17 protein-coding genes are annotated in these 18,513 nt (G+C 61.4%); 10 read left to right on the top strand and 7 right to left on the bottom strand.

Going from position 1 to position 18,513, the window contains the following annotated elements:
* The first annotated feature begins 172 nt into the window (after nucleotides 1-172).
* On the top strand, nucleotides 173-361 hold the full coding sequence (gene csrA / locus CYD26_RS22945; RefSeq protein WP_065760399.1) for a carbon storage regulator CsrA: 189 nt from the start codon (nucleotides 173-175) through the stop codon (nucleotides 359-361).
* 1 nt (nucleotide 362) lies between these two features.
* Here the strand turns inward: csrA and CYD26_RS22950 are convergent, their stop codons facing one another.
* Nucleotides 363-590 carry a YheU family protein gene (locus tag CYD26_RS22950; RefSeq protein ID WP_065760398.1) on the bottom strand — a complete coding sequence of 76 codons (228 nt, stop codon included), beginning with the start codon at nucleotides 588-590 and terminating at the stop codon, nucleotides 363-365.
* Nucleotides 591-637: 47 nt separating this feature from the next.
* Nucleotides 638-2,641 (bottom strand): bifunctional tRNA (5-methylaminomethyl-2-thiouridine)(34)-methyltransferase MnmD/FAD-dependent 5-carboxymethylaminomethyl-2-thiouridine(34) oxidoreductase MnmC, encoded by a 2,004-nt coding sequence (mnmC, locus tag CYD26_RS22955; RefSeq protein ID WP_102053751.1) that lies wholly within the window; start codon nucleotides 2,639-2,641, stop codon nucleotides 638-640.
* Between the two features lie 140 nt (nucleotides 2,642-2,781).
* Here mnmC and pap point away from each other — a divergent pair, with 140 nt between their 5' ends.
* Entirely contained in the window at nucleotides 2,782-4,275 is a 1,494-nt protein-coding gene (gene pap, locus CYD26_RS22960) for a polyphosphate:AMP phosphotransferase (protein ID WP_102053752.1), read from the top strand.
* A 366-nt stretch (nucleotides 4,276-4,641) separates the two neighbouring features.
* On the top strand, nucleotides 4,642-5,598 hold the full coding sequence (locus tag CYD26_RS22965; RefSeq protein WP_102053753.1) for a DMT family transporter: 957 nt from the start codon (nucleotides 4,642-4,644) through the stop codon (nucleotides 5,596-5,598).
* Between the two features lies 1 nt (nucleotide 5,599).
* Here the strand turns inward: CYD26_RS22965 and CYD26_RS22970 are convergent, their stop codons facing one another.
* Nucleotides 5,600-6,994, bottom strand: coding sequence for a class II fumarate hydratase (locus CYD26_RS22970; protein ID WP_102053754.1), 1,395 nt, complete (start codon nucleotides 6,992-6,994; stop codon nucleotides 5,600-5,602).
* Between the two features lie 155 nt (nucleotides 6,995-7,149).
* Between CYD26_RS22970 and CYD26_RS22975 the strand changes: the two genes are divergently transcribed.
* The 7 genes from CYD26_RS22975 to CYD26_RS23005 all read left to right on the top strand — a co-directional run bounded on the left by CYD26_RS22975 (nucleotide 7,150) and on the right by CYD26_RS23005 (nucleotide 14,880).
* Nucleotides 7,150-7,674 (top strand): DUF2059 domain-containing protein, encoded by a 525-nt coding sequence (locus CYD26_RS22975; RefSeq protein WP_065760840.1) that lies wholly within the window; start codon nucleotides 7,150-7,152, stop codon nucleotides 7,672-7,674.
* A gap of 12 nt (nucleotides 7,675-7,686) precedes the next feature.
* Nucleotides 7,687-7,986, top strand: coding sequence for a BolA family transcriptional regulator (locus CYD26_RS22980; protein WP_065760841.1), 300 nt, complete (start codon nucleotides 7,687-7,689; stop codon nucleotides 7,984-7,986).
* A 107-nt stretch (nucleotides 7,987-8,093) separates the two neighbouring features.
* Nucleotides 8,094-9,032 (top strand): rhodanese-related sulfurtransferase, encoded by a 939-nt coding sequence (locus CYD26_RS22985; protein WP_177442419.1) that lies wholly within the window; start codon nucleotides 8,094-8,096, stop codon nucleotides 9,030-9,032.
* 2 nt (nucleotides 9,033-9,034) lie between these two features.
* Complete coding sequence (locus CYD26_RS22990) at nucleotides 9,035-9,667, top strand: DsbA family protein (protein WP_065760843.1); 633 nt, start codon at nucleotides 9,035-9,037, stop codon at nucleotides 9,665-9,667.
* A complete protein-coding gene (locus CYD26_RS22995) occupies nucleotides 9,660-11,492 on the top strand; it encodes an ABC transporter ATP-binding protein (protein ID WP_102053755.1) in 1,833 nt (610 codons plus the stop codon). Before CYD26_RS22990 ends, CYD26_RS22995 begins: the two co-directional genes overlap by 8 nt.
* Nucleotides 11,493-11,593: 101 nt before the next feature.
* Nucleotides 11,594-14,053, top strand: coding sequence for an EAL domain-containing protein (locus CYD26_RS23000; protein WP_102053756.1), 2,460 nt, complete (start codon nucleotides 11,594-11,596; stop codon nucleotides 14,051-14,053).
* A 32-nt stretch (nucleotides 14,054-14,085) separates the two neighbouring features.
* Entirely contained in the window at nucleotides 14,086-14,880 is a 795-nt protein-coding gene (locus CYD26_RS23005) for a TenA family transcriptional regulator (protein ID WP_065760846.1), read from the top strand.
* Nucleotides 14,881-14,883: 3 nt separating this feature from the next.
* Here CYD26_RS23005 and CYD26_RS23010 read toward each other — a convergent pair whose 3' ends face one another.
* From CYD26_RS23010 to CYD26_RS23025, 4 genes are read right to left on the bottom strand one after another with little or no spacing between them, the layout of a single operon-like run.
* Nucleotides 14,884-15,624: a YciK family oxidoreductase gene (locus tag CYD26_RS23010; RefSeq protein WP_102053757.1), complete on the bottom strand. Its 741-nt coding sequence runs from the start codon at nucleotides 15,622-15,624 to the stop codon at nucleotides 14,884-14,886.
* A gap of 25 nt (nucleotides 15,625-15,649) precedes the next feature.
* Nucleotides 15,650-16,321 (bottom strand): N-acetylmuramic acid 6-phosphate phosphatase MupP, encoded by a 672-nt coding sequence (gene mupP, locus CYD26_RS23015; RefSeq protein WP_102053758.1) that lies wholly within the window; start codon nucleotides 16,319-16,321, stop codon nucleotides 15,650-15,652.
* 2 nt (nucleotides 16,322-16,323) lie between these two features.
* On the bottom strand, nucleotides 16,324-17,022 hold the full coding sequence (ubiG, locus tag CYD26_RS23020) for a bifunctional 2-polyprenyl-6-hydroxyphenol methylase/3-demethylubiquinol 3-O-methyltransferase UbiG (RefSeq protein ID WP_065760849.1): 699 nt from the start codon (nucleotides 17,020-17,022) through the stop codon (nucleotides 16,324-16,326).
* A 60-nt stretch (nucleotides 17,023-17,082) separates the two neighbouring features.
* Entirely contained in the window at nucleotides 17,083-18,414 is a 1,332-nt protein-coding gene (locus CYD26_RS23025) for a TRZ/ATZ family hydrolase (protein ID WP_102053759.1), read from the bottom strand.
* Nucleotides 18,415-18,513: the final 99 nt, after the last annotated feature.

Raw genomic sequence — 18,513 nt, forward strand, 5'->3', positions numbered from 1 at the left:
GCAGCGAGGATCCTCTATTGATGTAGAGGTGCTGCGGTCGGCCCGCTGCCGGGGGGAGGCGTCCATACCATCTGAAAGTGCGGTGGGAACTGTCTAAATCCCGCTCGCAGCATTGATGGCACCTTGCCCATGCAGCAGTCTCCAGATTCGCCAAAAGCTGGAGGAAAAAGCGATGCTGGTTATCGGACGTGAGGTAGGTGAGGTGATCGCCATTGATGGTCAGATCAGGATCGAAGTGTTGTCCGTGGAAGGCGGTACCGTACGTTTCGGTATCAGCGCTCCACGGCATATCGAGGTGCACAGGGCGGAAATCTACCGGCGTATTGTCGAGCAGGCCGGCAAGAAGATGAGCACGGACTGATTCAGTCCAGCAGTTCCCGAGGGACTTCGTGCTTGGGCAGCAACTGGCACTGTTGGCTTTCCAGGTCGAAGAGGATAAAGGCCTGACCTTTGAGCAGCGCTTGGCGAACCCGCAGTACACGGGTTTCGAGCGGGGTTTCGTCACCGTTGTCGGTACCGTCGCGGGTGACGAAATCCTCGATCAGGCGGGTCAGGGTCTCAGCTTCCAGTTGGTCGTAAGGAATCAGCATAAAAGGACTTGGACGTAGTTAAGAGTGCCCACATCCTACGCGAATCGTTACTGGCTGGCTTCGCCCTGTCTGCGCTTGCCGCGAACCAGTTCACGCAGCATGAAGCGGTTCGGATGGCAGGCTTCGGCGACTGCACGGGGCAGTGGCAGCGGCGCACCGTCAGCCCAGGCAGCAACCAGCTCGCCTGAAAGCGGTGCAGTGATCAACCCGCGCGAGCCATGGCCGCTGTTGATGTACAAGCCCTCAAGCCAAGGGCAGGGCGTGCTCGGTTGTTGTCGGGCGTCTTTGGCCAGCACCGCATAGGCCTGAGCGAACGCTTTTTGATCAGCCAGCGGGCCAACGATTGGCAGGTAGTCCGGGCTGGTACAGCGGAACGCGGCCCTGCCTTCCAGCACCTCGGGGTCGAGATGATCGGCGCCCAGGCGCATCGCCAGGTCGGCGGAGATCTCTTGTAGCAATGCCAGGTTGCCTTGGTGCTCAGCGGCGGTCGGCGTCAGCTCGGTGGCGGTGAAGTCGAAACTGGCGCCGAGGGTGTGTTCACCCAGGCGCGGTGGGGCAACGTAACCCTCGGCGCAGACCACGGTGCTCAAGGTTGAACTCTGCCCAGTGGCCGGCAGGCGGGTGATTTGCCCGCGAATGCGCTTGAGCGGCAGTTCACTGCAGCCGTCAAACCGATGGATCTCCGCCGCGCAGGCCAACACCGCGAGCGGCGCACTGGCCAACAGGCGCTCGCCCTCCCAGGCCTGCCACTGGCCATCGGCCTTGCGCAGTTCCAGCACCTGGTGATGCATCAGCAGGCGGATGTTCGGATGCTTGGCCTGCCAGGCGCACAGCGCCGGCGGGTGAACCCAGCCACCTTCAGGGTAGAACAGGCCGCCACTGGCCAGGCCGATGCCCGCCATGGTTTCGGCGTCGGTGCGGTTCAGGCGTTGCAGTAATGTCGGGTCGAAGGCCTCGGCCAGTTTGGCCTGGCGCTGATCTTCCTTGTCGTCGAAGGCTAACTGCAACACACCGCAGGCGTCCCAATCACGGCCACGCTGCAATTGTTCCAGCAAGCGTCGGGTATAACCGAAGCCGCTGATGATCAACCGCGACAGGGCGGTGCCGTGGGCTGAGAGCTTCAGGTAGAGCACACCTTGCGGGTTGCCCGAGGCCTCGCTGGCCGGTTGCGCATGGCGATCCAGCAGGCTGACCTGCCAGCCCCGTGCCGCCAGGCTTGCGGCCGTCGCACAGCCAGCCAGGCCGGCGCCAATCACCAGCGCCTGGCGTGGGCCCGGCAGGGCAGGCGGGCGGGCGTACCAGGGCGCGACAGTTGCCGGGGCAGCCTGCTCGGGTGGGCAACCTTCATAGACGCCGCGCACGATTTCCCACTTCTTGCCGATGCCGGGGATCTTTTTCAGCGCGAAACCGGCAGCCATCAACCCGCGACGAACCCAGCCGGTGCTGGTAAAAGTGCCGAGTGTGGCCTGTTCGGCCGAGAGCCGGGCCAACTGAGCGAACAGCTCCGGGGTCCACATTTCCGGGTTTTTCGCCGGGGCAAAACCATCGAGGAACCAGGCGTCGACCCGGGCATCGAGTTGCGGCAACTGCTCCAGCGCATCGCCCACCATCAAGGTCAGCGTGACCCGACCCTGCTCGAAGACAAACTGCTGGAAGCCTTCATGCACCGCCACGTACTCGGCCAACAGGGCATTGCCGAAATCTGCCAGCTCCGGCCACAGGGCCAAGGCCTTGGCCAGATCGGCGCGGCTCAGGGGGTATTTCTCGACCGTCACGAAATGCAGGCGAGCACCAGGGCCGGCGCATTCGGCGAACAGCTGCCAGGCGCAAAGAAAATTCATCCCGGTACCAAAACCGGTTTCGCCGATCACCAGGCACTGGTTGTCCTGCAGGGCGCTGAAACGCTGACGCAGGTTGTTCTGCTCAATGAATACATGACGGGTTTCTTCAAGGCCCTGTTCCTTGGAGAAATAGACGTCATCGTACTGCCGCGAATGCGGGCGTCCCTGGTCGTCCCAGTCAATCTGGGCATAGTTGGTTACGTCGATCATGTTCGGCTCGAAAACGGCAAGACCGGCATTTTAGCCGATCGGTTGAACGCTGTTTGACTTGGCGCATGGTACTGATTTTTCTGCCGACAAAAGCCGCGCTGATCCGCTAGGCTTGCTTATCAACCAAGGGAGCCTGGTACATGTTCGAATCTGCTGAAATCGGTCACGCCATCGACAAGGACACCTATGACGCTGAAGTCCCGGCGTTGCGAGAAGCGTTGCTTGAAGCGCAGTTCGAACTCAAGCAGCAGGCACGGTTTCCGGTCATTGTATTGATCAATGGCGTCGAAGGTGCAGGCAAGGGCGAGACGGTCAAGCTGCTTAACGAATGGATGGACCCTCGGTTGATCGAGGTCCGTACCTTCGATCAGCAAAGCGATGAAGAGCTCGCCCATCCACCGGCCTGGCGCTACTGGCGGGCGTTTCCGGCCAAGGGGCGGATGGGGATTTTCTTCGGTAACTGGTACAGCCAGATGTTGCAGGGACGGGTTCATGGTGTGTTCAAGGACGCCGTGCTCGACCAGGCCATTGGTGGTGCCGAGCGCCTGGAACAGATGCTCTGTGATGAAGGTGCGCTGATCTTCAAGTTCTGGTTCCACCTGTCCAAAAAACAGATGAAAGCCCGCCTCAAGTCCCTGCAGGACGATCCGCTGCACAGTTGGCGGATCAGCCCGCTGGACTGGCAACAGTCACAGACCTATGACCGCTTCGTGCGTTTTGGTGAGCGAGTGTTGCGCCGTACCAGCCGAGACTATGCGCCATGGCATGTCATAGAGGGTGTCGACCCCTATTACCGAAGCCTGGCAGTCGGGCGCATTCTGCTTGAAGGCTTGCAGAACGCGCTGAAGACCGAAGGGCGCGTGGTTCGTCCGAGTAACATCGCGCCGTTGAGCCAGAGCATTGATCAGCGCAGCTTGTTGGGCAGCCTGGATTTGAGCAAGCAACTGAGCAAGGACGAATACCAGGAGCAACTGATTACCGAGCAGGCACGCCTGGCCGGGCTGCTGCGTGATAAACGCATGCGCCGCCATGCCTTGCTGGCCGTGTTCGAAGGGAACGACGCTGCGGGCAAGGGCGGTGCGATCCGCCGCGTGGCCGCAGCACTGGACCCGCGTCAATACCGTATCGTGCCGGTTGCTGCCCCGACCGAAGAAGAACGTGCCCAGCCTTACCTCTGGCGGTTCTGGCGGCACGTCCCGGGGCGCGGCAAATTCACCGTGTTCGATCGCTCCTGGTACGGCCGGGTGCTGGTGGAGCGAGTCGAGGGGTTTTGCCAGCAGGCAGACTGGATGCGGGCCTATGGCGAGATCAATGATTTTGAAGAACAGTTGAACAACGCTGGCGTGGTGCTGGTCAAGTTCTGGATGGCGATTGACCAGCAGACCCAACTGGAGCGCTTCCAGGCGCGCGAACAGATCCCCTTCAAGCGCTTCAAGATCACCGAAGAGGACTGGCGCAACCGTGACAAGTGGCCGCAATACGCCGAAGCGGTGGGCGATATGGTTGACCGTACCAGCACCGAAATTGCGCCTTGGACCCTGGTCGAAGCCAATGACAAACGCTGGGCCCGGGTAAAAGTGCTGCGCACCATCAACGAAGCGCTGGAAGCGGCGTTCAAGAACAACAAGAAATAGCCACCAACGCCATCGCAGGCAAGCCAGCTCCAACAGCGCCCGCGCAGCCTGTAGGAGCCGGGCTTGCCCGCGATACAAACGCCGCGAACTCACGGACACCCCACCGACGCCATCGCAGGCAAGCCAGCTCCAACAGCGCTCGCGTAACCTGTAGGAGCCGGGCTTGCCCGCGATGCAGCCACCGCGTACTCACGGACACCCCACCGACGCCATCGCAGGCAAGCCAGCTCCAACAGAGCCCGCGTAACACTTGCAGGCTTTCATGGAATGAGATGCTGAATTCTTTTCTATATCTGTAACTGTGTAAGTTGCGGTGACCGCCGTAGAATCAAGCCTCCCCCCACCACAGGGTTTTTCGAGGCGGTCATGCATATTTCTTCCGGACGCTGGGTCTACGGTCTGTTCCTGGCGTTGTTGACGGCCGTGCTCTGGGGCATCCTTCCGATCAAGCTCAAGCAGGTGTTGCTGGTGATGGACCCGGTCACTGTCACCTGGTTCCGCCTGCTGGTTTCTGGTGGCCTGCTGCTGGCCTTTCTTGGCGCCACGCGGCGTCTGCCCTCCGTGCGTGCCCTGGGGCGAAACGGGCGTTTTCTGCTGTTGCTCTGCGTGGGCGGGCTGATCGGCAACTATGTGCTCTACCTGATCGGCCTGAACATGCTCAGCCCCGGCACAGCGCAACTGATGATCCAGATGGGGCCGGTGCTGCTGTTGATCAGTAGCGTTGTGGTTTTCAAGGAGCGTTTCAGCCTGGGGCAGGGGATCGGCCTGGTCATTCTGCTGCTGGGCTTCGGGTTGTTCTTCAATCAGCGCCTGGACGAACTGCTGACCTCCTTGGGGATCTACACCAAGGGCATTCTGATTATCCTGCTGGCCGCTGCGGTGTGGACGTTCTATGCCTTGGGCCAGAAGCAGTTACTCACCGTGTGGAGCTCGCCACAGGTGATGATGGTGATCTACCTGATCTGTGCCTTGATCCTGACGCCATGGGCACACCCACTGGAGGCGCTGCAACTGAGCCCGCTGCAAGGCTGGTTGCTGTTGGCCTGTTGCCTGAACACGCTGGTTGCCTACGGTGCCTTTGCTGAAGCGTTGGCCCACTGGGAAGCATCGCGGGTCAGTGCGACCCTGGCGATCACCCCGCTGGTGACGTTCGGCTGTGTTGCCCTGGCGGCCATGCTCTGGCCAGGTTATGTGCAACCCGAGCAGATCAATGGCCTGGCGTACATTGGTGCCGTGATCGTGGTGCTCGGCTCGGTGCTGATTGCGCTGGGGCCGTCACTGATTGCCGGTTGGCGTGCCAGACGCGTGCGCCTGGCACGCTGACTCAGCCGTTGTCGCCCGCATCGAGCATGTGTTCGGGCCGTACCCATTGGTCGAACTGCTGGTCGCTGACATAGCCCAGCGCCAGTGCGGCCTCGCGTAGGGTAATGCCGTCGGCATAGGCTTTTTTGGCAATCTCGGCGGCTTTGTCGTAGCCGATGTGCGGGTTCAGCGCCGTCACCAGCATCAGCCCACGTTCCAGGTGGTCGGCCATCTGCTGAGGATCCGGTTCAAGCCCGGCAATACAGTGCTGCTGGAAGTTATGGCAGCCGTCGGCCAGCAGTTCGATCGACTGCAGCAGGTTATGGATGATCACCGGCTTGAACACGTTGAGCTGAAGGTGCCCCTGGCTGGCGGCAAAGCCGATCGCGGCGTCGTTGCCCAGCACCTGGCAGGCCAGCATCGACAGCGCCTCGCATTGGGTCGGGTTGACCTTGCCGGGCATGATCGAGCTGCCCGGCTCGTTGGCCGGCAACCGCACTTCCGCCAGCCCGGTGCGCGGGCCGGAGCTGAGCAAGCGCAAATCGTTGGCCAGTTTCATCAGGGTGATCGCCAGGGTTTTCAGCGCCCCGGCCAGGAGCGTCAGTGGTTCATGCCCGGCCAGCGCGGCGAATTTGTTCGGTGCGCTGACGAAGGGCAGCCCGGCCAAGGCCGCAAGCTCTGCGGCGATGGCTTCGGCAAAGCCTTTCGGTGCGTTCAGGCCGGTACCGACTGCCGTACCGCCCTGTGCCAGCTCGTAGACTGCCGGCAGTGTCGAGCGGATTGCCCGTTGTGCGTAATCGAGTTGGGCGACATAAGCCGACAGTTCCTGGCCGAAGGTAATCGGTGTGGCGTCCATCATGTGGGTGCGGCCGGTCTTGACCAGGTGCTGATGACGCACCGACTGTTCTGCCAGGCCCGCAGCCAGTTCGCTGATCGCCGGCAGTAGCCGCGCATGTACTGCCTGTGCTGCGGCGATGTGCATGGCGGTGGGGAAACAGTCGTTGGAGCTCTGCGAACGGTTGACGTGATCGTTGGGGTGGACCGGGGTTTTCCCCCCTCGGCCCTGGCCGGCGAGTTCGTTGGCGCGGCCGGCAATCACCTCGTTGACGTTCATGTTGCTCTGGGTGCCGCTACCGGTCTGCCAGACCATCAGCGGAAACTGCTCGTCGTGTTGCCCGGCCAGTACCTCGTCAGCGGCTTGCTCAATCAGCCGGGCAACGTCGGCTGGCAGGTTGCCGTTACGCACGTTGACCCGGGCGGCCGCCTTCTTGATCAGCGCCAGGGCGTGCAGGACAGCCAGCGGCATCCGTTCCTTGCCAATTGCGAAGTTGATCAGCGAGCGCTGCGTCTGGGCGCCCCAGTAGGCCTGATCCGGAACTTCGACCGTTCCCAGGCTGTCTGTTTCGTTACGGCTCATGCTGCGGTCACTCCTTTGTCGTCTGATTCCGCAGTTTAGGTCCTGATTCGACACGGCGGTTTCTTTACGTGTCGATCCACTTGAGCGCTCAGCCCGAGTCGGCGCAGAATGCTCTACTCTGAGGTGCCACCTCTTCCGACAATTAAGGATTTCCGATGACCCGTCTTCGCGCCCTTTGCACCGCAGTTGTACTGGTTTGTGCCAGCGGCCAGGTGCTTGCCGATACTGCCAGCCACAATGCCAGCGCCGAAGCCTTCCTTAAGCTGGCGCACGCCGACAAGCTCGGAACCCCGGTCTACATGCAAGTGCAGCAGATGTTCGCCCAGCGCTTTGAACAGACCAAGGCACCTGCTTCGAAAAAGGCTGTGCTGGACAGCTACCAGGCCAAGGCCAATGCCGCCCTTGACCAGGCGATCGGCTGGAACAAGCTCAAGCCCGATATGGTTAAGCTCTACACCAGCACCTTCAGCGAAAGCGAGCTGAAAGACCTGGTGAAGTTCTACGAGTCGCCACTGGGCAAGAAAGTCCTGGAAAAAATGCCGATGGTCACCCAGCAGTCGGCTCAGTTGACCCAGCAGAAACTGGAAAGCGCAGTACCGGTGGTCAACAAGCTGCTGTCTGACATGACCACCGAACTGGACCCGTCCGCGGGCAAGGCCGCGCCGGCCAAGAAACCGTAAGCGGAGCCCGTCATGTCGATGCAGCAACGAATTGAGCAAAGCCTGGCCGCCCTGGCCCCGCAGCACCTTGAAGTGCGTGACGAAAGCCACATGCACAGCCGTGGCCAGGAAACCCACTACAAGGCGATTTTGGTCAGTGAGCAGTTCGAGGGGCTGAACAGCGTCAAGCGCCACCAGAAGGTGTACGCCACCCTAGGCGAGCTGATGAGCCAGTTCCACGCCTTGGCCTTGCATACCTACACGCCGCAGGAGTGGGAAAAGGTCGGTGCAGCCCCGGCCTCGCCAACCTGTGCCGGTGGTAGCAAACACTGATTTTGCTGCCGGGTTTTTGTTAGAATGTGCAACGCGCCGCTCGTCGGCGCGTTTTTTTTGACACCCGGTTCGTCCTTTGCGAGGACAGCCACCTGGAGAATCAAGGCATGACCCAAGCTATCGTCGTGGCGGCGCTGTACAAATTCGTTACCCTCGAAGATTACGTCGAGCTGCGTGAACCGCTGCTCGAAACGATGACCGCCAATGGCGTCAAAGGCACCCTGTTGCTGGCTGAAGAAGGCATCAACGGTACGGTGTCCGGTACCCGTGAAGGCATCGATGGCCTGCTGGCCTGGTTGCGCAGCGATGCGCGCCTGGTAGACATCGACCACAAAGAGTCCTACTGCGATGAGCAGCCGTTCTACCGCACCAAGGTCAAACTGAAGAAAGAGATCGTCACCCTGGGTGTTCCGGGCGTCGACCCGAACAAGAAGGTCGGTACCTACGTCGAGCCCAAGGACTGGAACGCACTGATCAGCGATCCGGAAGTGCTGTTGATCGATACCCGTAACGATTACGAAGTGTCCATCGGCACCTTTGAAGGGGCGATCGACCCGAAAACCACGACCTTCCGTGAGTTCCCCGAGTACATCAAGGCCAACTTCGACCCAAGCCGTCACAAGAAAGTCGCCATGTTCTGCACCGGCGGCATTCGCTGTGAAAAAGCCTCCAGCTACATGCTCGGCGAGGGGTTCGAAGAGGTCTATCATCTCAAGGGTGGCATCCTCAAATACCTTGAGGAAGTGCCGCAGGAAGAGAGCCGCTGGGAGGGCGAGTGCTTCGTCTTCGACAACCGGGTCACCGTTCGTCATGACCTGAGCGAAGGCGATTATGACCAGTGCCACGCCTGCCGCACGCCGATCAGCGTGGAAGACCGTGCTTCGGAGCACTACTCGCCAGGTATCAGCTGCCCGCACTGCTGGGACAGCCTGAGCGAGAAGACGCGCCGCAGCGCCATCGACCGGCAGAAGCAGATCGAACTGGCCAAGGCCCGCAACCAGCCGCACCCGATTGGCCATAATTACCGCAAAGCTGCCGAGGTTTGATGATGTCCGCTCGCCTGCTCTATGTGATGGACCCGATGTGCTCCTGGTGCTGGGGTTTTGCACCAGTGGCCGAGGCCCTGATCGCCCAGGCGCAGGCGGCGGGGGTGCCGACCCATCTGGTGGTCGGTGGCCTGCGTAGCGGTAGCAGCGCACTTGATGTGTCTACCCGACGCTACATCCTTGAGCACTGGCAAGCGGTGCACGAAGCGACTGGCCAGCCGTTTCGCATTGAAGGGGCGATGCCCGAGGGTTTCGTCTACGACACCGAACCTGCGTGCCGCGCCTTGGTGACGGCGCGCAGCCTTGACCCGCAACGCGCGTGGGGCCTGCTCACGCTTATCCAGCAGGCCTTCTATGAGCGCAGCGAAGATGTCACCCGTGCGCCGCAATTGGTCGAACTGGCTACCCAGGCAGGCTTTGAGCGTGCGGTGTTCTCCGAACGCTTCACCAGCGCCGAACAACGCCAGGCCACGGCTGCCGATTTCGTCTGGGTGCAGGATTTGGGTATTGCCGGTTTCCCGACCCTGCTCGCCGAGCGCAATGGCCAGTTGGCGCTGTTGACCAACGGCTACCAGCCTCAAGACGCGTTGGCGCCGTTGCTCGGTCGTTGGCTGGAGCGCGCCGCTCATGCTTGACCTGCCGGGCTCACCCGACCCGGTGCCGGGTTCACCGGCAAGTCATGGCGATCGTCTGAGCTGGGCTGAAATTCGTCGCCTGGCACTGCAACACAAAAAAGCCCTGTGGATCGCCAATGGCGTTGCCGTGCTGGCGGCGCTGTGCAGTGTGCCGATCCCGCTGTTGCTGCCGCTGCTCGTCGACGAAGTGCTGCTGGGGCATGGCGACGCCGCGCTGAAATGGATGAATCAGTTTCTGCCGCAGGCTTGGCACGTGCCCGCTGGCTATATCGGCCTGATGCTCCTGGTGACCCTGTGCCTGCGGGTATTCGCGCTGGCATTCAACGTGGTTCAGGCCAGGCTGTTTGCCGGTTTGGCCAAAGACATCGTCTACCGCTTGCGTATCCGCCTGATCGAGCGGCTCAAGCGCATCTCCCTGAGCGAGTACGAAAGCCTTGGCAGCGGAACGGTCACGACGCACCTGGTGACCGACCTCGACACCCTGGACAAGTTTGTCGGTGAAACCCTCAGCCGCTTCCTGGTAGCGGTACTGACCTTGACCGGTACGGCCGGCATCCTGATCTGGATGCATTGGCAGTTGGCGCTGTTGATCCTGCTGTTCAACCCGTTGGTGATTTTTGCCACCGTGCAATTGGGCAAGCGGGTCAAGCACCTGAAAAAACTGGAGAACGACAGCACCTCGCGGTTTACCCAGGCGCTGGCCGAAACGCTGGATGCCATTCAGGAAATTCGAGCCGGTAACCGCCAGGGCTATTTCCTTGGGCGACTGGGGGTACGTGCCCAGGAGGTTCGCAACTATGCCGTCGCCTCGCAGTGGAAGAGTGACGCCAGTGGGCGTGCCAGTGGCCTGTTGTTCCAGTTTGGTATCGATATTTTCCGCGCGGCGGCAATGCTCACCGTGCTGTTCTCCGACCTTTCCATTGGCCAGATGCTGGCCGTGTTCAGCTACCTGTGGTTCATGATCGGGCCGGTGGAGCAGTTGTTGAACCTGCAATACGCCTACTACGCCGCTGGCGGTGCGCTGACCCGCATCAACGAACTGCTGGCGCGTGACGACGAACCGCAGTTTGCCGGGGGCGTCGACCCGTTCAAGGGTCGTGACACCGTTGGCATCGACGTGCGCGGCCTGCGTTTCGCCTACGGCGAGGAGCCGGTGCTCGACCAGCTCAACCTGTCGATCGCACCCGGCGAAAAAGTGGCGATAGTCGGTGCCAGCGGTGGCGGCAAGAGCACCCTGGTGCAGTTGTTGCTGGGGCTCTACACACCGCAAGCCGGGACGATCCGCTTCGGTGGCGCGACCTTGCAGGAAATTGGCCTGGAAACCTTGCGTGAGCAGGTGGCCGTGGTGTTGCAGCACCCCTCGCTGTTCAACGACACCGTGCGCGCCAACCTGACCATGGGCCGCGACTGCACCGACGAGGCGTGCTGGCAGGCATTGGGCATTGCCCAGCTAGATGGCACCATTGCTGCGCTGCCTCAGGGCCTGGACAGCGTGGTGGGGCGCTCCGGAGTACGCCTGTCCGGTGGGCAGCGTCAGCGTCTGGCCATTGCCCGGATGGTACTGGCCGAGCCCAAGGTGGTTATCCTCGATGAAGCCACGTCGGCTCTGGACGCGGCCACCGAGTACAACCTGCATCAGGCCCTGGCCCGTTTTCTCAGTGCCCGCACGACCTTGATCATCGCCCACCGCCTGTCGGCGGTGAAGCAGGCAGACCGTGTTCTGGTGTTCGATGGGGGGCATGTTGCCGAGGACGGTTGCCATCAGCAGCTCATCGCTGATGGCGGTTTATACGCCAAACTGTACGGGCATCTGCAACAAAGTTGAGCGGGAAAAGCGAATTTTGAGGTAAAGGCCATTTGCCCTGGTGGCAAATATCCTAGTCTGTTGTAGGTTTAGACTCATACGGCTCTGCAACAAGGGACCTCATGAAGGGAAAACGGACTCTCGAAGCGCCAAAGTTGCTGGGCATCATTTGGCCATTTGTCGCGGTCGTGCTGTTTCAGGCGTTGCTAGGAAGCATCAGCCTTTACGCGCTCTCGGCTGTGCGTGGTTACGTGGGTGGCGAAAGCCTCTGGTCCAAGGGCCAGAAGGACGCCATCTACTACCTTACGCTGTATGCCGACAGTGGCGATCAGGCGGCGTTCGAGAAGTACCAGCGGGCTATCGCCGTGCCCATGGGGGGGCATGAGCTGCGCACCGCACTGGATTTGCCGACACCGGACATCGCAGCGGCTCGCAAGGGCATGTTGCAGGGTGGCAACCACCCCGATGACGTCTCCAGTGTGATCTGGTTGTACCTGAATTTTCGTCATGTCAGTTACCTGGAAAAGGCCATTCAACTGTGGGCCGTCGGCGACGGCTTCGTGCAGCAACTCGACACTCTTGCCCAGGAAATACGCCAAGGCTTTGCGCGTGGGAAGGCCTCGGCCAGGAAAGTGGCCGACTGGAAGGCCAGGATTGCCTCGATCAATGAGGGCGTGGCGCCTGCCGCCAAGGCGTTCAGCGATGCCTTGAGCGAAGGCTCGCGGGTGCTCCTGCGCCTGTTGCTGTTCATCAACGTGGCGACCGCATTGTTCCTGATTGCCCTGGCCTGGAAGCGCTCGCACAAGCTGCTGGTTCAGCGCCAAGCCTTTGCCAGTGCGCTGCAGGTTGAAAAAGAGCGTGCGCAAGTCACCCTGGCGTCGATTGGCGATGGTGTGATAACCACCGACGTCGATGGCTGTATTACCTACATGAACCCGGCTGCCGAGCAGTTGACCCACTGGGATGCCCAGCAGGCGCAGGGCTTGCCCTTGGCGGCACTGTTCAATCTGCTTGATGAGCATGCCGAGAAGGACAGCCTGACGCTGATTGAGCACATTCTCAACGGCACCCTGCATGAAGGCGGTGAGCATGCCAAGCTGATTCAGCGGCTCGATGGCAGCACCGTTTCCGTCGCCCTGGTGGGCGCGCCGATACTCAACGAAGGGCGTATCAGTGGCGTTGTAGTGGTGCTGCATGACATGACCCAGGAGCGCCAATACATTGCCAACCTGTCCTGGCAGGCCACCCATGACGCCCTGACAGGGTTGGCCAACCGCCGGGAATTCGAGTTCCGCCTGGAGCAGGCGCTCGCAGGCCTGAGCCGAAGTACGGCGCGCCATTCATTACTGTTCCTGGACCTGGATCAGTTCAAACTGGTCAACGACACCTCTGGCCATGCGGCGGGTGATGAGTTGCTGCGGCACATTTGTGCCTTGCTTCAGGGTGGGTTGCGTGAAGGGGATACCTTGGCGCGTCTCGGGGGGGATGAGTTCGGCATCCTGCTGGAAAACTGCCCGCCGGAACAGGCCGAGCGCATTGCCGAAAACCTTCGTCAGACAGTGCAGAGCCTGCATTTTGTCTGGAAAGGGCGCCCGTTCATGACCACGGTCAGTATTGGCCTGGTTCCCCTCAGCCAGCCTCCGGCTACCCTGGAAGCGTCGTTGCGGGCCGCGGACATGGCGTGTTATATGGCCAAGGAGAAGGGGCGTAACCGCGTTCAGGTCTACCATGCCGACGACACCGAGTTGTCCATGCGCGTTGGTGAAATGGCCTGGATTCAGCGTTTGCACGTCGCATTGGAAGAAAACCGCTTTTGCCTTTACTCCCAGGAAATTGCTGCACTGGGTGAGCCTGGCAATGCCGGTGGGCACCTTGAGATTCTTCTGCGGCTGCACGATGAGAGTGGGCGCACCATCCTGCCTGACAGCTTTATCCCGGCCGCCGAACGATACGGGTTGATGACCGCGCTGGACCGTTGGGTCGTGCGCAACGTGTTTCAGGTGATTCGCGAAGCCCTGGACAGGCCGCGCCAAGGGCCGTTGGCCATGTGCGCGATCAACCTGTCCGGGAGCAGTATCGGCGACGACAACTTCCTTGAATACCTGCACCGCATGTTCAGCGAGTTTTCGATTCCACCGCAGTTGGTCTGCTTTGAAATCACTGAAACCAGTGCCATTGCCAACCTGGGTAGCGCCATTCGTTTCATCAACGACTTGAAGGGGTTGGGCTGCAGGTTCTCGCTTGATGACTTCTGCGCAGGCATGTCGTCGTTCGCCTATTTGAAACATTTGCCAGTAGACTTCCTTAAGATCGACGGAAGTTTCGTCAAGGACATGCTGGATGACCCGATTAATCGGGCGATGGTCGAAGTGATCAACCACATTGGCCATGTCATGGGCAAACGCACGATCGCCGAGTTCGTCGAAACCCCGCTGATTGAACAGGCCTTGCGGGAAATTGGCGTGGACTACGCACAGGGGTACCTCATCGAGCGTCCGGCGGTGTTTTCGTGCGACAGCCTGCAGCGCAAACGTGCGCCGGAGCGCGCTCAGATGATGAAGGCGCCAGGAACGTTTCGCTGAACATTAACAATCACAAGGAAAAGGAGCTGACAGTGAATGATGCATTTGTTCGAATCGGTCCGTTGATGGATCCCGCCAGTTACCCGCTCTGGGCCCAACAGTTGATTGAAGCCTGCAGCGAAAGTAAGCGAAAGGTGGTCGAGCACGAGCTTTACCAGCGCATGCGAGATAACCGCTTGGGGGCTCGAACGATGCGTCAGTACCTGATTGGTGGCTGGCCGGTGGTTGAACAGTTCGCCCTGTACATGGCACAGAACCTGACCAAGACCCGCTTTGCCCGCCATCCCGGTGAGGACCTGGCGCGCCGCTGGCTGATGCGCAACATTCGCGTCGAACTCAATCATGCCGATTATTGGCTGAACTGGTGCCATGCCCATGGCGTCAGCCTCGACGACCTGCAGGCGCAGCAGGTGCCGACAGAGCTGCAGGCGTTGAGCCACTGGTGCTGGCACACCAGCTCGGCAGACCCGCTGATCATCGCGATTGCAGCGACCAACTATGCCATTGAAGGGGCTACCGGCGAGTGGTCGGCCTTGGTCTGTTCTACCGGTGCCTATGCCGAGGCGTTTCCGGAAGCGCAGCGCAAGCGCGCCATGAAGTGGCTGAATCTGCACGCTCAGTATGACGATGCGCACCCATGGGAGGCGCTGGAGATCATCTGCACGCTGGCTGGCAACAACCCGTCCAGGGCCTTGCAGGCCGAGCTGCGGCAGGCCATCTGCAAGAGTTACGAATACATGTACCTGTTCCTTGAGCGCTGCATGCAAATGGAAGTGTCGCATGAGCGCCAGAGCCCCCGCGAACGGATGGCTCTGGTGCAAGGCTGAAGCTTACTGCGCGTCGAACGCCTGGCCGTTGATGCCGGCGCTGTCCGGGCCCATCAGGTACAGATACACCGGCATGATATCGGCCGGCAGCGGATTGCTTTCGGGGTTTTCGCCCGGGTAGGCCTGGGCGCGCATGCTGGTGCGGGTTGCGCCTGGGTTGACACTGTTGGCGCGCACAGGGGCAACGCCCTCCAGCTCATCTGCCAGGGTTTGCATCAGGCCCTCGGTGGCGAACTTCGACACCCCATAGGCGCCCCAGTAGGCGCGGCCTTTGCGGCCAACACTGCTGGAGGTGAAGATCACCGAAGCGTCCTGCGACAGCTTCAACAGTGGCAGCAGGGTGCTGGTCAGCATGAACGTGGCGTTCACGTTGATATGCATCACCCGCATGAAGTTGTCGCCAGACAGCTGTTCAATCGGTGTCCGTGGGCCAATGATCGAGGCGTTGTGCAGCAGGCCGTCGAGCCGACCGAACTCATTCTCGATCATCACCGCCAGTTCGTCGTACTGGTGTGGCAGCGCCGTTTCCAGGTTGAACGGAATGACCACCGGTTGTGGATGCCCGGCCGCTTCGATTTCGTCATAGACCTGGGTCAGGTTGGCTTCGGTCTTGCCCAGCAGCAGCACCGTCGCACCGTGGGCAGCGAAGCTCTTGGCGGCGGCTGCGCCGATGCCGCGACCGGCGCCGGTGACAAGGATGACCCGGTCTTTGAGCAGGTCGGGGCGGGCGGAGTAGTCGAACATGGTGTTTACCTCTAAATAGTCGCTATCAGCAGCCGCAGAGTGCGCTGTCGATCACCTTGCGCAGTTCCAGTGGATGGTCGACCACCACGTCCGCACCCCAGTTGTTCGGGTTGTCTTCGGGGTGGATATAGCCATAGCGTACGGCAGCGGTGCGGGTGCCGGCATCGCGCCCCGACTCGATGTCACGCAGGTCGTCGCCCACGAACAGCACGCTGGCCGGGTCCAGGTTCAGGGTTTTGCAGGCCAGGATCAGTGGCTCTGGATCGGGCTTGCTGTTCTTTACATGGTCCGGGCAGATCAGCAGCGCCGAACGCTCGGCCAGGCCGAGTTGTTGCATGATCGGCTCGGCGAAGCGCACGGGCTTGTTGGTGACCACCCCCCACAGCAAGTTGCCTTTTTCGATGTCGGCCAGCAATTCGGCCATGCCGTCGAACAGGCAGCTGTGGACCGCGCAGTTGGCCTGGTAGCGCTCAAGGAACTCCAGGCGCAGTGCTTCGAACGCCGCGTCGGCTGGGTCCAGCGCGAAGGTTGCCGAGACCATGGCCCGGGCACCACCGGAAATCACATCACGGATTCTCTGTTCGTCTACGGGGGGCAGGCCGCGGTCGGCCAGCATGGCCTGGCAGATGGCGACGAAGTCCGGCGCCGTATCCAGCAAGGTGCCATCCATGTCAAAAAGTACGGCTCGCAAACGCATGCTCATTCCTCGCGCAGGGTTTGAATCATGTAGTTGACGTCGACATCGGCTGCCAGCTTGTAATGCTTGGTCAGCGGGTTGTAGGTCAGGCCGATGATGTCCTTGACGCTCAGGCCGGCTTCACGGCTCCAGGCGCCCAGTTCCGAGGGGCGGATGAACTTCTTGAAGTCATGTGTGCCACGCGGCAGCAACTTCATGATGTACTCGGCGCCAATGATCGCAAACAGGTACGCCTTGGGGTTGCGGTTGATGGTCGAGAAAAATACCTGGCCACCCGGTTTGACCATGCGGTAGCAGGCGCGGATCACCGAGGACGGGTCAGGGACGTGCTCCAGCATCTCCAGGCAGGTGACCACGTCAAACTGGCCTGGCATTTCCTCGGCCAGAGCTTCGGCGGTGATCTGCCGGTACTCAACGTTTACGCCCGATTCCAGCTGGTGCAGTTGGGCGACGGCCAGCGGTGCCTCACCCATGTCGATACCGGTGACGGTCGCGCCGCGCTGGGCCATGGATTCGCTGAGAATGCCGCCGCCGCAGCCAACGTCGAGCACCTTCTTGCCGGCCAGCTTGACGCGCTCGTCAATCCAGTTGACCCGTAGCGGGTTGATGTCGTGCAGCGGTTTGAACTCGCTTTCGCGGTCCCACCAGCGGTGGGCGAGGGCTTCGAATTTGGCGATTTCAGCGTGGTCGACGTTGCTCATGGAACAGTCCTCTGAAGCTTCAATAATACGTTACGGGTCGGCAGTGGGGCTGGCGACGGGTTATTCGTGATGGCCGCCAATGCGCTGGCCCCAGGCGCGGGCTGCGCTGCTCAGGGCCTGTTCGTCCAGGCGCGTCAGGCGCCGCTCGTCCAGCAGTTGCTTGCCGTTGACCCAGACATGCTTCACGCAGTCACGGCCGCAGGCGTAGATCAGTTGCGAAACCGGGTCGTAGACCGGCTGCTGAGCCAGGCCCGAAAGGTCGAAGGCGGTCAGGTCTGCGGCCTTGCCCAGCTCCAGTGAGCCGGTAATCGCATCAAGGCCCAGTGCGCGTGCGCCATTGAGGGTCGCCATGCGCAGGGCGCGGTGTGCGTCCAGTGCGGTGGCCGAGCCAGCAACTGCCTTGGCCAACAGGGCCGCAGTGCGGGTTTCGCCGAGCAGGTCGAGATCGTTGTTGCTGGCCGCGCCGTCGGTTCCAACGGCGACGTTGACGCCGGCTTGCCACAGGCGTTCGACCGGGCAGAAGCCGCTGGCCAGTTTCAGGTTCGATTCCGGGCAGTGGACAACGTTGGTGTTGCTTTCTACCAGCAGCGCCAGGTCTTCGTCGCTGACCTGGGTCATGTGTACCGCCTGCAGGCGCGGGCCAAGCAGGCCGAGGCGGGCCAGACGTGCCAGAGGGCGCTCGCCACGCTGCTCCAGCGACTGCTGGACCTCAAAGGCGGTTTCCTGAATATGCATGTGAATCGGCGCGTCCAGTTCCTCGGCGATCACCCGGATTTTCTCCAGGTTCTCGTCGCTCACCGTGTAAGGCGCGTGCGGGCCGAAAGCCACGGTAATGCGGGGATGGTGGCGCAGGTCGCCGAACAGCTCGACGCCCTGGTGCAGCGCTTCATCGGTGCTGCGTGCGCCAGGAATCGGGAAGTCCAGCAGGGGAATGGCGATCTGGGCGCGAATGCCGCTCTCGTGTACGCGCTCGCTGGCAATTTTCGGGAAAAAGTACATGTCCGAGAAGCAGGTGATGCCGCCCTTGAGCTGCTCGGCGATGGCCAGGTCGGTACCGTCGCGCACGAAGGCTTCGTCGACCCAGCGGCTCTCGGCCGGCCAGATGTGCTTTTCGAGCCAGGTCATCAACGGCAGGTCGTCGGCCAGGCCGCGGAACAGGGTCATTGCCGCGTGGCCGTGTGCGTTGATCAGGCCGGGGCTGAGCAGGCAGCCTGGCAACTCGCGGATCTCCCCGGCGCCGTGGCGCAGGGCGTCTTCGCGTGGGCCCACGAAGGCGATCTTGCCGTCACGGATGCCCAGGCCGTAGTCCTTGAACACCACCCCGGCCGGTTCGACGGGCACCAGCCAGGTTGGCAGGAGCAACAGGTCGAGGGGGGTGGCAAGCTTGGGCATGGCAGAAAATCCAAGGGCTAAAGGAGTAAGGGCGAAGTATACCCGAGCGCCCGCGCCTGGGGATCGTTATAATCATTCGCTTTTGATGTCTGAATGGTG

The organism is Pseudomonas sp. FFUP_PS_473 (genome assembly GCF_002858665.1).
Classification (GTDB): domain Bacteria; phylum Pseudomonadota; class Gammaproteobacteria; order Pseudomonadales; family Pseudomonadaceae; genus Aquipseudomonas; species Aquipseudomonas defluvii.

What these genes read in the sequence shown, in the direction of transcription:
- csrA (WP_065760399.1), top strand. Translation starts at nt 173, where the DNA reads ATGCTGGTTATCGGACGTGAGGTAGGTGAGGTGATCGCCATTGATGGT.
- CYD26_RS22950 (WP_065760398.1), bottom strand. Translation starts at nt 590, where the DNA reads ATGCTGATTCCTTACGACCAACTGGAAGCTGAGACCCTGACCCGCCTG.
- mnmC (WP_102053751.1), bottom strand. Translation starts at nt 2,641, where the DNA reads ATGATCGACGTAACCAACTATGCCCAGATTGACTGGGACGACCAGGGA.
- pap (WP_102053752.1), top strand. Translation starts at nt 2,782, where the DNA reads ATGTTCGAATCTGCTGAAATCGGTCACGCCATCGACAAGGACACCTAT.
- CYD26_RS22965 (WP_102053753.1), top strand. Translation starts at nt 4,642, where the DNA reads ATGCATATTTCTTCCGGACGCTGGGTCTACGGTCTGTTCCTGGCGTTG.
- CYD26_RS22970 (WP_102053754.1), bottom strand. Translation starts at nt 6,994, where the DNA reads ATGAGCCGTAACGAAACAGACAGCCTGGGAACGGTCGAAGTTCCGGAT.
- CYD26_RS22975 (WP_065760840.1), top strand. Translation starts at nt 7,150, where the DNA reads ATGACCCGTCTTCGCGCCCTTTGCACCGCAGTTGTACTGGTTTGTGCC.
- CYD26_RS22980 (WP_065760841.1), top strand. Translation starts at nt 7,687, where the DNA reads ATGTCGATGCAGCAACGAATTGAGCAAAGCCTGGCCGCCCTGGCCCCG.
- CYD26_RS22985 (WP_177442419.1), top strand. Translation starts at nt 8,094, where the DNA reads ATGACCCAAGCTATCGTCGTGGCGGCGCTGTACAAATTCGTTACCCTC.
- CYD26_RS22990 (WP_065760843.1), top strand. Translation starts at nt 9,035, where the DNA reads ATGTCCGCTCGCCTGCTCTATGTGATGGACCCGATGTGCTCCTGGTGC.
- CYD26_RS22995 (WP_102053755.1), top strand. Translation starts at nt 9,660, where the DNA reads ATGCTTGACCTGCCGGGCTCACCCGACCCGGTGCCGGGTTCACCGGCA.
- CYD26_RS23000 (WP_102053756.1), top strand. Translation starts at nt 11,594, where the DNA reads ATGAAGGGAAAACGGACTCTCGAAGCGCCAAAGTTGCTGGGCATCATT.
- CYD26_RS23010 (WP_102053757.1), bottom strand. Translation starts at nt 15,624, where the DNA reads ATGTTCGACTACTCCGCCCGCCCCGACCTGCTCAAAGACCGGGTCATC.
- mupP (WP_102053758.1), bottom strand. Translation starts at nt 16,321, where the DNA reads ATGCGTTTGCGAGCCGTACTTTTTGACATGGATGGCACCTTGCTGGAT.
- ubiG (WP_065760849.1), bottom strand. Translation starts at nt 17,022, where the DNA reads ATGAGCAACGTCGACCACGCTGAAATCGCCAAATTCGAAGCCCTCGCC.
- CYD26_RS23025 (WP_102053759.1), bottom strand. Translation starts at nt 18,414, where the DNA reads ATGCCCAAGCTTGCCACCCCCCTCGACCTGTTGCTCCTGCCAACCTGG.